At 28.2% G+C, this 15,140-nt stretch carries 13 protein-coding genes; 2 read left to right on the top strand and 11 right to left on the bottom strand.

The window, feature by feature from the left end; all coding sequences use genetic code 11:
• Window positions 1–29: 29 nt before the first annotated feature.
• The 3 genes from B3Z56_RS07215 to B3Z56_RS07205 all read right to left on the bottom strand — a co-directional run bounded on the left by B3Z56_RS07215 (window position 30) and on the right by B3Z56_RS07205 (window position 2,443).
• On the bottom strand, window positions 30–1,388 hold the full coding sequence (locus B3Z56_RS07215) for a sigma-54 interaction domain-containing protein (protein WP_346878525.1): 1,359 nt from the start codon (window positions 1,386–1,388) through the stop codon (window positions 30–32).
• A 112-nt stretch (window positions 1,389–1,500) separates the two neighbouring features.
• Entirely contained in the window at window positions 1,501–2,040 is a 540-nt protein-coding gene (locus tag B3Z56_RS07210) for a Gx transporter family protein (RefSeq protein WP_035135090.1), read from the bottom strand.
• Window positions 2,041–2,050: 10 nt separating this feature from the next.
• The gene (locus tag B3Z56_RS07205; RefSeq protein ID WP_346847419.1) at window positions 2,051–2,443 is read right to left on the bottom strand and encodes a NusG domain II-containing protein; all 393 of its coding nucleotides are present in this window, start codon (window positions 2,441–2,443) and stop codon (window positions 2,051–2,053) included.
• A gap of 362 nt (window positions 2,444–2,805) precedes the next feature.
• Between B3Z56_RS07205 and B3Z56_RS07200 the strand changes: the two genes are divergently transcribed.
• Both B3Z56_RS07200 and B3Z56_RS07195 read left to right on the top strand, forming a co-directional pair.
• Entirely contained in the window at window positions 2,806–3,201 is a 396-nt protein-coding gene (locus B3Z56_RS07200; RefSeq protein ID WP_198028602.1) for an FMN-binding protein, read from the top strand.
• A 254-nt stretch (window positions 3,202–3,455) separates the two neighbouring features.
• A complete protein-coding gene (locus tag B3Z56_RS07195) occupies window positions 3,456–4,496 on the top strand; it encodes an FAD:protein FMN transferase (RefSeq protein WP_346847418.1) in 1,041 nt (346 codons plus the stop codon).
• A 32-nt stretch (window positions 4,497–4,528) separates the two neighbouring features.
• Here the strand turns inward: B3Z56_RS07195 and B3Z56_RS07190 are convergent, their stop codons facing one another.
• The 8 genes from B3Z56_RS07190 to cobC form a co-directional block, all read right to left on the bottom strand.
• A complete protein-coding gene (locus B3Z56_RS07190) occupies window positions 4,529–7,420 on the bottom strand; it encodes a hypothetical protein (RefSeq protein WP_346878524.1) in 2,892 nt (963 codons plus the stop codon).
• Window positions 7,421–7,471: 51 nt separating this feature from the next.
• Window positions 7,472–8,053: an XRE family transcriptional regulator gene (locus B3Z56_RS07185; RefSeq protein ID WP_346847416.1), complete on the bottom strand. Its 582-nt coding sequence runs from the start codon at window positions 8,051–8,053 to the stop codon at window positions 7,472–7,474.
• Between the two features lie 406 nt (window positions 8,054–8,459).
• Complete coding sequence (gene yjeM / locus B3Z56_RS07180) at window positions 8,460–9,977, bottom strand: glutamate/gamma-aminobutyrate family transporter YjeM (RefSeq protein ID WP_346847415.1); 1,518 nt, start codon at window positions 9,975–9,977, stop codon at window positions 8,460–8,462.
• Window positions 9,978–10,132: 155 nt separating this feature from the next.
• Complete coding sequence (locus tag B3Z56_RS07175) at window positions 10,133–11,905, bottom strand: aminopeptidase P family protein (RefSeq protein ID WP_346878523.1); 1,773 nt, start codon at window positions 11,903–11,905, stop codon at window positions 10,133–10,135.
• A gap of 49 nt (window positions 11,906–11,954) precedes the next feature.
• The gene (locus B3Z56_RS07170; RefSeq protein WP_346878522.1) at window positions 11,955–12,809 is read right to left on the bottom strand and encodes a DegV family protein; all 855 of its coding nucleotides are present in this window, start codon (window positions 12,807–12,809) and stop codon (window positions 11,955–11,957) included.
• Window positions 12,810–13,094: 285 nt separating this feature from the next.
• Window positions 13,095–13,910 (bottom strand): adenosylcobinamide-GDP ribazoletransferase, encoded by an 816-nt coding sequence (cobS, locus tag B3Z56_RS07165; RefSeq protein WP_051823907.1) that lies wholly within the window; start codon window positions 13,908–13,910, stop codon window positions 13,095–13,097.
• A 15-nt stretch (window positions 13,911–13,925) separates the two neighbouring features.
• Window positions 13,926–14,477 carry a bifunctional adenosylcobinamide kinase/adenosylcobinamide-phosphate guanylyltransferase gene (cobU, locus tag B3Z56_RS07160; RefSeq protein ID WP_346847411.1) on the bottom strand — a complete coding sequence of 184 codons (552 nt, stop codon included), beginning with the start codon at window positions 14,475–14,477 and terminating at the stop codon, window positions 13,926–13,928.
• 45 nt (window positions 14,478–14,522) lie between these two features.
• Window positions 14,523–15,110 carry an alpha-ribazole phosphatase gene (gene cobC / locus B3Z56_RS07155; RefSeq protein ID WP_346847410.1) on the bottom strand — a complete coding sequence of 196 codons (588 nt, stop codon included), beginning with the start codon at window positions 15,108–15,110 and terminating at the stop codon, window positions 14,523–14,525.
• Between the last annotated feature and the right edge of the window lie 30 nt (window positions 15,111–15,140).

The raw sequence follows: 15,140 nt of genomic DNA, 5'->3' as shown, positions 1-15,140 counted from the left end.
TTACATGTGTGCTTTAGTTTACACTTTTTTTAAAGTTCCATATTAAACCTCTTCATTTTTTTATAAAGACCTTGCCTACTAATACCCAAAACCTTAGCAGTTTCATTTTTATTACCATTAAGTTTCTCTAGAGTTTCTGTAATTACCTGCTTTTCTATTTCTTCTACTATATCTTTAAGTTGTTTATTTTCATAATCAACCTTTCTTTTGTTACAATCTAATATCTTTGCGGGTAAATGCTCTGGTAATATTTTAAGCTCTGTATTAAGTAAATTTATTGCTCTTTCAATAACATTTTCTAGTTCTCTAACATTACCTGGCCAGTTATAACATTTAAGATAATCCAAGGTTTCTTCTGATATACCTTCACTATATATTCCATACTTATTACATAGCTTAACTCTTAATGCCTCTGCAAGTGGTCCCACATCTTCAATTCTTTCTCTTAGTGCTGGAAGCTTAACATGCATAACATTTAATCTATAGTATAAATCTTGTCTAAACTTACCCTCTTGAGTTAACTGTAATAAGTTTTTATTGGTAGATGCTATAATCCTAACATCTATCTTTTTTACATCATTACTACCAACTCTTACAATTTCTCTATCTTGAAGAACTCTTAATAACTTCACCTGCATAAAAAGAGGCATATCTCCTATTTCATCTAAAAGAATAGTTCCTCCATCTGCAAGCTCAAATTTACCCTTCATTCCTGTTTTTTTCGCTCCTGTAAATGCTCCTTCTTCATAGCCAAACATTTCTGATTCAAATAGTTCTGTTGGTATAGCTCCACAATTTATTTTAACAAAGGGTTTTCTGGCTCTTTTACTACTATTGTGTATGGACTGTGCAACTAATTCTTTTCCTGTACCACTCTCCCCTGTAATTAATACAGATGAATCTCCTCTTGCAATCTTCTCAGCAAATTTTATAGCAGTTAAGAAGCTTGAGCTATTTCCGATAATTTTATCAAAAGTATAGGTTGCTTTATTCTCTACAGTGAGTTCATTTTTATAAAATTGAACCTCTTTTTCTAAATGGGATATCTTACTACTTAATATTTTAAAATTATCTATATCTTTAAACATAACTCTACCTATGGCGCCTCTAATTTTTCCATTAATTATTATAGGAACTCTCATAGATATCATTTTATGTTCATTAACCTCTTGAATATCTCCAACTTCTTTAAATCCATTTTTAGCTATAAGATGTAATTTTGTGTTTGGAATAACCTTAGTTACATGTTTACCCTCTGGTTGTTTACACCCTAAAAACTTCTTGTATCCATCTGTCATCATTGTTATAATTCCATCTTCATTAACTACTACAATGTATTCATTTAAACTATTAAATGCAAAATTGAGTATTTCTTCATCAACTCTCATATATTTTTCCTCCTAAATAAAATACATTATTTTATGTTTCTATCTATTAAGTGTAACTATATCCTTATTTAATATATTTATATCCATTTTAGCTATTTTAATTAAACTTATTTTAAAACCAATTGTTATTTACACCAAAAACTTTTTTTAAATGTTCTACTGCAAAATTGCCTGTAATTCCAACAAATATGCCAGTCCCTATCCCTGCCACGCTCATAACAGGTAAATAGAGCATAACACTCATGGTTTTTACTATTAGTGATGCTGCAAGTAATTGTCCTACATTATGAAATACTGCCCCCGCACAACTTACTCCTACAATACTTATCTTTTCTTTTCCAAGGTGTTTTGCAAATACCATAAATATATAACTTAAAATCCCACCAGATAAACTATACATTAATCTAGATATACTTCCTCCAAACATTACGGAAAGCAAAATTCTTAAAAACATGACTAAAAAAGTCTCTTTATAACTTAAGGTGTATAATGCTATTACCGTAATAATATTAGCAAGACCTAGTCTTGTGCCCGGAGTTATAAATGGTACTGGTATCATATTTTCAAATATGTGTAGCACCATGGACATTGCTACTAATAGGGATATATATATCATTTTTCTAATATTTTTACTAGCTTCTTTACTATTCATTTTCTTCACCTCAACGAGAAATCACATCTTCCCCTTCACTACTCTTTTGTTCCCCTACTATTTCAATGATTAACCTATTAGGCAGACATACTATTCTTTCTCCAACCGCTCCTATAAATCCTTCATTTACACATATTTCATCCTTACAATCTGCATCTACAATTCCTATTTTCATTTCATGAATTACAACTCGATTAAATCCATAGGAAGATTTAATAGTAAATTCTTCATCTAACCCTGTGGTTAGTTCCACTCTCTTTGTCTCTTTGCCATCTATAGAAATAACAGCATAATTTATTCCTTTATAATTACTCTGATAATTTTTTAGCATAATGTAAGGTATAAATGACACTATTAGTAACACTACAATTATTACTATATCCATTCTCTTCATTAATTTCATATTCATTCTTCTCCTATCCAACAATAGTTTAAACAAAGTAATTTTAATCTTTTATTGTTATTATATCAATATGTTCACCTAAATTCCTTAGTGATTAAAAAATTTCAGAAAAATAATCTTTAACCTATAATAACAATATACATACTCTGATGTATTTTTATGTTATTAATGTTAACTTTAATCATAAATTGTAAATAATTTTTTAACAATTTTCCTGGAAATATATTTACTATTATTTTAGTTTAGTTTATAATTAAATCATAAAAATAGTATGTTTCTTAAACTAGAAATATTTTTAGGAGGTAACATTAATGAATAAAAAAGTTCTAGCTTTATTATCCTCAGTAGTTTTAACTGCTGGAATGTTAGTTGGTTGTGGTTCAAAAGGAATGAAAGATGGAAGCTATAAATCTGAATTTGACACTTTTGATGATCACGGTTGGAAAGGACAAGTTGAAATTACAGTTGCTGATGGAAAAATCACTGATGCTAAATTCGACTATGTAAATGAATCTGGAGATCTAAAGAGTAAAGATGCCGAATATCAAGAAAAAATGACAAAAGTATCTGGAATTGGCCCTGTTGAGTTCTCAACTCAATATGCAGAAGCTCTTGTAGAGAAACAAGACCCTGCAACAGTTGATGCAATAACTGGAGCAACTACTTCTGGAGATGATTTTAAACTTTTAGCCGATGCAGCTATCCAACATGCAAATGATGGTAAAACTGAAACTGCTGTAGTTAAAGCTAAAAAATAGTATTTTCATAAATAGTATAGTAATAAGACTTTAGGATATCCTGAAGTCTTATATTTATTTCTCCATATTTATATAGTTATTACTAGTTTAAAAAATTCTATGTATTTTATATTTAAAAGTTTCACCTAATAAATTATAATGTTATTATTAATATAAAGATATAATTCACTTTAATAATGTTTTAACAATATATAAATTTTTTTATTTAAATATTAAAACTTTATATTACTATGCATATAACTAAGGAGGTCCCTATGAAACTTTTTAAAAAACTTTCTTGCATTTTAGTTCTATTTATAACTATTATTATTGTTGCAGGATGTGCAAATCAAAGATTACCTATTAAGCCAATTAGTAAAACAGAGCTAGTCATTGGTACAGTGTGTACCATAACCATATATGATAAAAGTGATACAACTATAATAGATGAATCTTTTGCTCGTTTAAGAGAACTAGAAAATATATTAAGTATAAGTAAGTCTAATACCGAATTGGATGAAGTAAATAATATGGCAGGAATAGAACCTGTTGAGGTTAGTAATGATACTTTTAATGTGGTAAAAAAAGGACTAGAATATTCTAAACTGTCTGGTGGTTCACTAGATATCACTATTGGACCTTTGGTAAAGTTATGGGGAATTGGTACAGATAATGCTAAGCTTCCCTCAGAAAAAGAAATTAATGAAAAAAAGGCTTTAATTGATTATAATAAAATTCAAATAGATGAATCAAAAAAAAGTATATTTTTAAAAGATTCCAATATGATTATAGATTTAGGTGCAATTGCAAAGGGGTATGCTGCTGATGAAATAGTTAAAATCCTAAAAAATGCTGAAGTATCCAGTGCAATTATTGATTTAGGTGGTAATATTTATGTACTCGGTGACAAGATAGATGGTACCCCTTGGAAGGTAGGAGTTCAAAACCCTGAAAAATCCGGTAGTGATACTATTGGATTTGTAAGTGTTAGTAATAAATCTATTGTAACCTCTGGAGTGTATGAAAGATACTTTGAGCAAGATGGTAAAAACTATCACCATATTCTAAGTCCAGATACAGGTTATCCATATGACAACAACATCTTAGGTGTGTCTATATTATCTAATAACTCTATAGATGGTGATTCTCTATCAACTACTTTATTTGCCCTTGGGGTAGATGAAGGTTTAAAACTTATTAACTCATTAGATGATGTTGAGGCAATTTTTATAACTAAGAACCATGAACTATACCTAACTAATGGCTTTAAAAAAGCATTTACCCTTACAAATAATAATTATGAAATAAAAGAATAATAAATGGCTATGGTAGTCCCATAGCCATTTTTTTAAACTAATTTATAGCATTTACTATTATTATATACCATATTATGATCAAGTTGTTTGATATATTTTAATACCTCTACATCTACAAATTTCATAAGAACTTCTAATTCCTCATTCTTTTTAGTAATCTCTTCATGAGATTTTGTCATATCCATCTCTGCTTGCTCAACTATATTTTTATCTATTGTAATATCATTTAGAGTTCCTTCAAATATATCTTTTATTTCTTCCTTTAACTTGTCTGAAAGTCCTCTTAAGTTTTCCATTATATTATTGCTTAATATAGCAGCAATATTATCCTTATTTTCTATGACTTGATTTTTAATTTTTATTCTAGTACTTTCTGCCTTTTCTTCTGACTTCATAAACATTACCTTAATTCCACCAGCTACTGTACTTAAGAATTTCTCATTTGGTATTACAGTAACTTCATAATTAATACTATTTAAGAATTCATCATGTAATACTAAAAATTCCTTCAGTAGCTCTTCAAGTGGTTTTATATCTATGGGTTTAATTTTACTTGTAAAATCACCATAGGCAGATATTACAGTATCTCTATTATCCTTTATCTTTTCTATAGTCTCTTGATGGTATCCATAGAGCTTTGAATACTTAGTTATATAAACCTCAAATTGCTCTAACATTAAATCATATATATTTTTATTACACCAATTTACAATAGTTTCACTAAATATCTTTTCAGCCTTATCCTTTAGTGTTGAAGTTTCTTCTAAGTCATCTATAGCATCTAGTTTTTTTTCTATGAGATCAGGGATAATTATTGATATCTTTTCTTCAGCATATTTTCCTAAAAACTCTATATCACCCTGAATTTTTGTAAGAAATTCATTATAGTTTGATTTAACTTCATCTGCTAGGTTTATATATTCTGATACACATTCCTTAAGGGTATATCTTCTTTCCTTATAAACTGCATTTTTAAATTTTATGTCTTCTCTAATTCCATCTAAAGTTTTATTTATATTGGTCTTAAAGTCATTAAATTTCATATTTATTATATTTTCTGAAGTTTGTCCTATAAGTGTTTCTAATAACTCTCTAGAATCAAAAAAGTCTTTTTGGTCAAATAATATAATTTCTCTTTTATAATCTAGCATATTTTCCAATAAAGCTTTATTATAACTTAATGCTTCAGCCTTATAATCACTACTTTTTGTATTAATAAGAATAGCCAATATAGAATTGTTACAATCTTCCAATATATGTTTAATATAAGTTACATCAATATCCCTTAACTCTTTATGACCATCTATTACAATAATATTTTTATCTGCCATTTTACCATGAATAGACTTATCATAAGTTATAATACATTTATTAGGATCTCTTAATAAATTATTCTTTGTAATAACTTCACAACTATAATAATCTTTAATATATGATTTTAACTCAAGTTGTTTATTGCTAATAAACACAATATCCTTATCTTGTAAAAAGATCTTTTCTCCAACAATATTGTTTAAAGTTTCTTCTACCTCTCTATCTTGAATTGCATTAATACCTATTATTGTTTTTTTACTACTACTTCTAATAAAGTCACTAGTATCAAATTTAGATTCTATACCATAGCTTGTACATATATCTTTTACATTATTATATAAGTATAGCCAAGGATATTCTCTTAAATTATAGTTTTCCCTTTTAGTTCCATCTATAGATATTTCTTTACATTCTTCTATATAATTAAGTAGCTCCTTATTTATATTAAATATATTGATTATGGAAGATAACTTAGTTGAAGTTTCAATTGCTTTTTCATAATTATTGTTTTGAACTGCAGCATTCATTAAATAAAACGCAAAGTCAAATTCATACTCTCTTAAAAATACTTCTTTATACTTTCTTATTCTTATATCTTCATAAATTTCATTTAACACACATACTGCTTGAGAACAATTTATAAAATCTCCGTGTTTATAATCTATAATTTTAAAACTTTGTCTTAGATAACTTAATACTTTAATAAGTTGTTCTTCCTCTTGTCTGATACCTTTGTATAAGCTTAAAATTAAAGTACTCCATTCTACAATTTTAAGCTCTTCCATTAATATATTACAGAACTTTATAATCTTATCTACACATTCTATATCTAGGGATTGTGCTTTTGTGCATATAGTATTCATTGCATTTATCCAATGAGGGCTACTATCCTTACAATATTCCTCTATTGAGATATCTATGGCATTAGAGTAAGATTTTTCTGTTGTAAAATACTCTACAACATCTATATTTATTCCTTTAAATGAAGATAATATTTTTATTACATTTCTAGCTGCCTCATTTGCTTTATCTATAATGTTTAATTCTTTACTTGCTCTATATACGCAATAGTTTTTTTGTATGTATAATATTTCTTCTTCTCCAATTATACTTTCATATAAGTATAAAGCTTCTTCAACTTCAACCATATCACCAAGATTTTTTCTTGCCCACATTAATAGTTCAAAAAATACTACTCCACTTTTACATTGAATTTCTTCAGTTTGAAATTTATTTCCACTTTTTAAGAATTCCTCCATAACCTCTATTACTTTAGAAAAGTAATCCTTTGACAATTCAAATTCTTTTCTCTCAAAATATATTTCTCCTAGTGAGTAGTATGATACTATAAGATTTCTAAAATCCTCATACTCCATATTCCCAATTACTTTATAATCTAACTTTTCTATAATTTTTTTAAAAAACTCAGTAAGGTTTACTTCATTTACATCTATTCTAAATATATTTTTAACACACCAGTTATAATAATGCTTTACCATTAAGCAGGGTTCACAGGTAATCTTACTGTCTGTAATATCTAGATAAAAATTCAATTTACCTAAATTGTTTTCACACTGCTGAAGGAATTTCATCTGTTTTTTTAAAGACAATTCATTCACTCTCCTTATTTTATTTAGTCATACATGACATTTGTCTATATTTTATATGATGTTACTTTTGCTAGTTGCTGCAGGATTAGGAACACTTGCAACTAAAATTTTGCATATTTTATTAGTATAGTTTGCATAGTTATGATTAATAGAAGATTTAAAATGTGCTGAATCACCGGGGTAAAGATACTGCTTTTCATCATTTATGAATAAAGTTATAATTCCTTCTAATACATATATAAATTCTTCACCTTCATGCTGATAAGTATTTAAATTTTCCTCTGTATTGGTAGGCAATATTTCAATTAATCTAGGCAATATAGTTTTATCTTCAGGATTATTTGATAATACATAATTAATATGAAGGGCATTATCTATTTTATATATATCTCTTTCGTAACTCTTTTGTATAAATCTTTCTCTCCTCTTACTAGTTGATAGTAAAAAGTAAGATAATTCAACATCTAAAGCTTCTGCTATATTAAGTAAAGAATCTGTAGCTATACTGGTAAGACCTCTTTCTAATTGAGATAAAAACCCAGTAGATAAAGATGTTTTTTCGCTTAGTTCCTTTAATGTCATCTTTTTATTAGTTCTAAGTTCTTTAATTTTGCTTCCTATGATTTTATTCAACCGTTCCACCTCTTTGTTTAATTTAACTTTTTATATAGAGCCTAGCTGCTTTAACACTGTGGTTAGCTACTATGTAAGGAATAATAATGTCATCAACTAGAGCTACTGACTATTTGAGTATATGTTCAACTAAACTTCAATGGAGATAAAACTCCCTCTAAGCTAAGTTTCACTTGATATTAATATTATTACTCAATACCTAAGTATTGTCTAGCTAAGTTTATAATTTATAAATAAATTTGATAAATATAAATGAATGTTTATAAAATTTTCACCAAAATAAAAGACATATTAAAACTTCTATAATAATAAATTTTATATTTAAATGTTTTTATAAAATAAAGTCCAGATATTATTTATCTGAACTTTATAATCTTTAGAACATATTCTTCAATGCAAATTTTTCTTAATTATTTTTCTTTAAGTTCTTTTCATATCTAGCAAAAAGTACTAAGGCAACTATTGAAAAGAATATTGGTCCTGCAATACTCCATATAGTTTTAGCCATATCTCCATTCATAGCTGGCTCAATTATTGAGAAAAAGTTAGCAAATCCAACTGTAGCTGTTACTACAATAGTTACGAGTATTATAAATCCTTTACCTTTGAAAACTTGGAAAGGTTTCTGTATTCCTGCTCTTCTTTTAAATGATATAAATGCTCCAGACAAGAACATATATGGAATTGTCATAGCTACATTAGTCATGGCTACAAGAATACTAAAGAATTCTTCCATAGCTTCTCCACCAAATCCTACTAATAAAATCATAATTATTACTACTATAGCCTGAATAAGCATTGCATTTACAGGCATACCTTTTTTCATTTTTGCAACTGAATCGGGGAATAACCCCTTAGGAGTTCCTGCTATTAATTGCTTAAGTGGTGCATATGTTAAAGTAAAGAACGCTCCTGTAAGAGCAAGTAGCATTGATAATCCAACAAATCTAGCTATCCAGTTACCAATTTGTACTGAAATAGCTTCAGTTGCTCCAAAGGTTACTCCAAATTGATAACCTAAATTATTCATTATAAGATAACCTACATTTCCCATGTGAACTATATCTCCATACTTACCATTTGTTCCAAGTATAGCATCCCAATTTGTAAATATTCCAACACAGAATAATCCTACTGCATATCCAACAGCTATGATTATAGCAGATATAGCAAGACCTTTAGGAAAGTTTTTTTCTGGTTCATCTGTTTGATCAACCAATCCTCCAACTACCTCAATACCACCAAAGGCAAATAAAGCAAATACCATAAATGATAATATTGATATTGAACTTTGATAAGCTGGGTTAGGCGATGATATGAAAGTTGTAGAATTAACTATAGGTTGTGCTAATTCTCCACCATTTCCTATTAATATAACTATGGAACCTAGTATTAACAATATATTAAGTGCTGCTACAGCTGTACCTCCTACTGAAGTAATCTTTTTAATTTTTTCTATCCCCTTAGTTGACACGAAGGTAACAAATATAATCCAAAGAACAGCAAGTATGGCAAGAGTTTGACGCCCTCCAAAACCAAATATACTCCATGTACTAGTTGTATCTGTACCATAAATTGCATTAGATAAAGTTACCCATATTCCAGAAGATACATTAACCATCCATATTACCGTTGACGTATACCACATAAATGTCCCTATAAATGCATACTTAGCATTTACCGACTTCTCCATCCATGAATATATTCCTCCGGTTTCATTTTTAAATGCGGCTCCATATTCAGCCATCATAAATGCAAATGGAATAAAGAATAATATTGCAGCTATAATGAAGAAGGGTATTGAACCATACCCCATTAAATAGTATGACCTGGGCATATTATTAAAGCCATATACAGATGTAAAAATCATTAATATCAGTGCTGTGATAGATAACTTTTCTGTACTACCTTTCTTTGATGACATTATTTTTCCTCCTTTGTAGCTAAATTAAGTTTAAAAACTTAATTTTATCTAATTACTTATTAAATAAGTAATCTTATTTTATTTTTCACCATAATAAAATAAATATGTAAGAAAAATAAGAAACCACAAATATCCATTGTGGTTTCTTACTTTTTTTAAATCTCTTTGGTTGCATTTCTTAACCATAAAACCTCATCCTCTAATAAATAGGGACTTAACTTTTCTAATACTTTTTTATGATAATCATTTAACCAAGATTTTTCATCTTCATTAAGCAAAGATATATTTATTGCATCTAGTTCATAAGGACATAAAGTTAAATCTTTAAAGCACATAAATTTTCCAAAATCATTTTTTTCTTTTTCTTGAACAGCTATTAAGTTTTCAATTCTTACCCCATGTTTATCAGCTTTATAAACTCCAGGTTCATTAGATACTATCATGCCTTCTTCTAAAGCAATTGGATTTAATTCTCTTCTTATCCCCTGTGGACCCTCATGTACATTAAGTAAATAGCCAACTCCATGTCCTGTTCCATGTTTAAAGTCTAATCCTTTGCTCCAAAGAGCTCTTCTTGCTAAAACATCAAGACTACATCCCGGAGTTCCTTCCAAGAATATTGCTGTAGATAGATTTAGATGTCCTTTTAAAACTAAAGTATAATCTTCCTTTTCTTCTTCTGTAAGTTCACCTAGGGCTATAGTTCTTGTAATATCCGTAGTTCCATCTAAATATTGAGCTCCAGAATCTACTAGGAACAATCCTTTTGGTTGTAGTTTCAGACTAGACTCTTCAGATGCTTTGTAGTGAATTATAGCTCCATGAGGACCATATCCCGCAATGGTATCAAAGCTTATGTCTATAAAATCCTCACCTTCTGCTCTAAGTTTTTTTAGTTTTTCAGCCGCTGATATTTCTGTTATCTCTTCATTATTTACATTTTCTTTTACCCACTTTATGAACTTTACCATAGCTATTCCATCTTTTATATGGGCATTTTCTATATTTTTAAGCTCTACAGAATTTTTTCTAGCTTTTAAATCCGTAGTTATATTCCTTTTTTCTATTGTGTTAACTTCTTTATTTATAGATTCCTTAAGCCATACATTAGTTTTGCTTGGATCAAAGGTTATATTTCCTTTAATTAACTTAAGATCTGATACTATGTCATTATAATCTTTTATAGATATTGATTTACTACTTAATAGATTTATAATTTTTTCATTTAATTTTTCCTTATCTACATATAGAATATACTTGTCATCACTAATTAAGAAATAACTTAAGAATACAGGATTACATTCCACATCTCCGCCTCTTAAATTTAGAAGCCATGCTATATCATCTAAAGATGCTAATAATAAGTTATTTACATTAATATTTTTCATTTCTTCTTTTACTAAAGTTAACTTTTCTTCTACAGTTTTTCCTGCATAAGAATCTTCATGAATAAATATTTTATTATTAGGCATAGTTGGCCTATCTTTCCAGATAATATCAAAAATATCTTCTTCAGGTTTTGTTTTAATCCCCTTTTCTTCAAAAGCTTCTTCTAAATCATGAAGCTGAGAAACTGTAAACACCTTTCCATTAAAGCTGACAGTATCTCCTGATTTCACATTATCACAGATCCATTGTGTATAGGTTTTAACACCTGGTTCACCCATACGTTCTAGTATGTATTCTGTACCTTGAATTTGTTGTTCTCCTTGAAGAAAATATCTTCCATCTACCCATAAATGAGCTTCTTTCTCCGTTATAACAACAGTTCCAGCAGATCCAGTAAATCCTGAAATCCATTGTCTCACTCTAAAATAGTCACTTACATACTCACTTCCATGATTATCTGAACTTGGAATAATAAAAGCGTCTATACTTCTTTCTTTCATTAAACTTCTTAAACTTTCAATTCTTGATTTAATATCCACTTTAACATCTCCTTATAAAATAAATTTTATTAATGTTTAAATATCAATCTTATTTTTCAGTATAATAAACAACTCCTACAGTTTTAGGTCCTACATGACAGCCTATCACAGGCCCAATGCATTGTATATCTACATCTATACCTAATATTTCTTTGATTTTATTAGCTAGAGCCCTTCCTTCTTCTTCACAGTTTATGTGATGAACTATTACCTGTCCAAGTCCTCTATTTTTTATATCCTTTTGCAATTTTTCTATAATTTTAAGTATTGCCTTCTGTTTTGTTCTAACTTTATCAAAAACTGAAGTCTTTCCAGCTTCTACAGTAAGTATAGGTCTAATTTGAAGAAGTGCTCCAAATAAAGCGGCTGCTCCTCCTATACGACCACCCTTTTTCAAATATTCTAAAGTATCTGGTACAAATAAAAACCTACTCTTACTCTTTATAGCCTCTACTCCAGCTATAACTTCCTCCATAGATTTACCTTCCTCAGCCAGTTTTGCTGCTTCCAAAACTGCATATCCCATTTGCATACAGTTAGATGCTGAATCTATAACTTCCATCCTAGCCTTAGGATATTTGTCCATTATCATTGTTTTTATTAGTTGATTACAAGTAGCATATGTACCACTCATTTCTGAGGATATAAAAACTCCTAATGCTTCATGTCCTTCACCTATAACCTGGTCAAAGCTATTAAATAAATCATCTATACTTGGTTGAGATGAAGTAGGTATACTATCTAGCTTCTCCAAGGTTTTATAAAACTTATCATTTTCAATTTCTATTTCTTTATTCGCTATATTATTTATAACAACACCTAAAGAAACTACAGTAATATCATATTTTTCTATGAGCTCCTTTGGTATATAACTAGTACTATCTGTTATTATTTTTATACTCATAAATCTTGCCTCCAAATAACAATAATTATATGCTTATTATTAATTATAATCATAATTAATATTTATTTTTATATTATATTTAATTCTAATATAATATTCTAATTTTCAAAAATATAAAACTCTCTACGGAGCTAACATTTAAGTAATATAATATTTAAATTAAGTTTGCATCTCAAATTTAAAATTCAAGATGCAAACTACAATATTAATTATATACAATTTTCTAAACAATATTATAATTATATCAATACCAGATTTAAAAATATATAGATAACCATTATTTTCTTAAAAAATCATACTACTAATTAGTATAAATAAAGCTAGCTCAACAATTTCATTATTGGCACCTAGGGTATCTCCAGAATGCCCTCCTATTTTGCTATTACAAAACAAATTAAATATTATAGTAACTATAAGTCCACCAAGTAAAAGTATAATAATATATTTAATATTAAAGAATAAACTTCCAATAAGTAAAGTAAGAGTTAATGCTCCTGTAAAATATACACCATTAGTATTTCCAATGTAAAAATTCCCAGTACCTTCTTTCTTAGCTGACTTTCCTATTAAAGCAATAAATACAGTAAATAATCTACTTATCATTGGTACTACTATTATCATATAACCTATAGATTTTGTTCCTATATAATATATTCCTAAAGCCTTAACTGCTATATCTATAATCATGGCTAATACTCCAAAAGAACCTACTCTACTATCTTTCATTATCTCAATTATTCGCTCTCTACTTCTAAAAGAAAAGAATCCATCACAGGTATCTCCTAGTCCGTCCATGTGAAGTCCACCTGTAATAAATATTCCAACTATAACTGTAATTATAGCAACCATAGGTAATGGCAACCATATAGATGTAATATAAAAAATTAAATATTCAATAGCCCCAAGAATGGCTCCTACTACGGGAAAATATAAAGTAGCTTTTTTAAAGTTTTCTTTCTCACAAGCCAAAGATATATTTACCGGTATTCTAGTTATAAATTGGAATAGTAAAAGAAAATTATTAAAGAAAATCTTTTCTTTTCCTATGGCTCCTAATACCATAATAGCTATTATAGCTAAAATTATCAAATTTTTAATCATAACACTGCTCCTCGTCTATCCCTTTATTTTTAGTCCTTGTCCACAACAAACTAAATATACCTCATCACAAATATTTGCTACATGTTGATTTATAAAACCTTGAATATCTCTAAAAATTCTAGATAATTTGTTTTCAGGCACTAATCCCCATCCAACTTCGTTGGTAATTAATACAACTTCTTTATCTAACTCTTTACACTTTTCTAAGAATAATGTAAATTCATTCTTTATGCTATCACATATTTTATCTATTTCATCATCACTTATATTATCGTAATTTGTAGTGATTTCAAACATTAAATTGGTAGTCATTATAGTAACGCAATCTAAAAAAATATATCTTTCAGTAAATCTCTCTATTTTTTTATGTAAGTCTTTATAACTTTCTAAGGTTTGCCACTTTTTATTTCTGCTTTCCTTATGCTTTTCTATTCTGTGCTTCATTTCATCGTCTGTTACTATAGCTGTTGCTATATATAATACATCATCAGTATGTTTAAGTAGATTTTCTCCATATTTACTTTTCCCACTTCTACATCCACCAGTAACTAAAGTTAATTTACTCATTTTCTTTCTCCTCTTCTTTTATCCTCATAAACAAATTAATTAATATTAAAATTCTACTGGAATTATACTATCAATATAAAAGTACCCGTATTCTAATTTAATTATGGACAAATCTGCATTTTTAGAATTAAACCTCCAATAATTATCTAAACTACCTTCCAATATATAAGTATATATTGTTCTTATAATTCCTCCATGGGTACAAATAAGTATATTTTCAACTGATTCTTTTTTTAGTTCTTCCATAAAGCTTTTCACTCTATTATAAACCTCTATAAAGCTCTCTCCATTCTCTATGGAATACTCCTTCCAATCATTTGTCCAAGTATCATATTCTAACTTAAATGAATCTTGTAACTGCTTATAGTTTTTTCCTTCAAAGATTCCAAAGTTTCTTTCATTCAATCTAGAATCTACTTTAACTCCTTCTCCTTCATATATTTTTTTAAGGGTTTCCTTTGCTCTTTTTTTTTCACTACAAAACACTTTATCAAAGTTTATATGCTTCAATTTTTCTCCTACTAATTCTGCTTGCTTAATTCCCTTTTCTGTTAGTTCACAGTCTATATCTCCATAGTAAGTCTTTTTTATATTTTCTTCTGTTTCCCCGTGTCTAACTATATATATTTTCAATTACTACACTCCTTTATAAAAAGCCGTATA

This window comes from Clostridium sp. UBA7791 (genome assembly GCF_002480755.1).
GTDB classification, from domain to species: domain Bacteria; phylum Bacillota; class Clostridia; order Clostridiales; family Clostridiaceae; genus Clostridium_J; species Clostridium_J sulfidigenes.
The sequence above is the reverse complement of the archived record's forward strand: the minus strand, read 5'-3'. Positions and strand labels throughout refer to the sequence as shown.

Bases quoted from the DNA above. Each gene is read 5' to 3' on its own strand.
- B3Z56_RS07215 (WP_346878525.1), bottom strand. From the start codon at position 1,388: ATGAGAGTTGATGAAGAAATACTCAATTTTGCATTTAATAGTTTAAAT.
- B3Z56_RS07210 (WP_035135090.1), bottom strand. From the start codon at position 2,040: ATGAATAGTAAAGAAGCTAGTAAAAATATTAGAAAAATGATATATATA.
- B3Z56_RS07205 (WP_346847419.1), bottom strand. From the start codon at position 2,443: ATGAAATTAATGAAGAGAATGGATATAGTAATAATTGTAGTGTTACTA.
- B3Z56_RS07200 (WP_198028602.1), top strand. From the start codon at position 2,806: ATGTTAGTTGGTTGTGGTTCAAAAGGAATGAAAGATGGAAGCTATAAA.
- B3Z56_RS07195 (WP_346847418.1), top strand. From the start codon at position 3,456: ATGAAACTTTTTAAAAAACTTTCTTGCATTTTAGTTCTATTTATAACT.
- yjeM (WP_346847415.1), bottom strand. From the start codon at position 9,977: ATGTCATCAAAGAAAGGTAGTACAGAAAAGTTATCTATCACAGCACTG.
- B3Z56_RS07170 (WP_346878522.1), bottom strand. From the start codon at position 12,809: ATGAGTATAAAAATAATAACAGATAGTACTAGTTATATACCAAAGGAG.
- cobS (WP_051823907.1), bottom strand. From the start codon at position 13,910: ATGATTAAAAATTTGATAATTTTAGCTATAATAGCTATTATGGTATTA.
- cobU (WP_346847411.1), bottom strand. From the start codon at position 14,477: ATGAGTAAATTAACTTTAGTTACTGGTGGATGTAGAAGTGGGAAAAGT.